Origin of the sequence: Pseudomonas sp. SIMBA_068, assembly GCF_046534705.1 — a bacterium.
GTDB classification, from domain to species: Bacteria; Pseudomonadota; Gammaproteobacteria; order Pseudomonadales; family Pseudomonadaceae; genus Aquipseudomonas; species Aquipseudomonas putida.
The window spans coordinates 1-258 of sequence record NZ_JAWRYI010000908.1 but is presented as its reverse complement, the minus strand read 5'-3'; the positions used below and the strand labels follow the sequence as shown (position 1 = coordinate 258).

General features: G+C 54.3%; 1 protein-coding gene. It reads left to right on the top strand.

The annotated features are described in order from the left end of the window. On the top strand, positions 1–258 hold a 258-nt coding region (locus SB756_RS32015; protein WP_410913493.1), incomplete at both ends, for a histidine kinase dimerization/phospho-acceptor domain-containing protein.

Below are 258 nucleotides of genomic sequence, written 5' to 3'. Positions count from 1 at the left end.
CCAGCTTGCCAGCACACTGGAGAAAAACCAGCAAATGCGGCGCGATTTTATGGCCGATATTTCTCACGAACTGCGTACGCCATTAGCGGTGCTGCGCGGTGAACTGGAAGCCATTCAGGATGGCGTGCGTAAATTCACGCCGGAGACGGTGGCGTCTTTACAGGCGGAGGTCGGTACACTGACCAAACTGGTTGACGATCTCCATCAGTTGTCGATGTCTGATGAAGGCGCTCTCGCCTATCAAAAAGCACCGGTAGA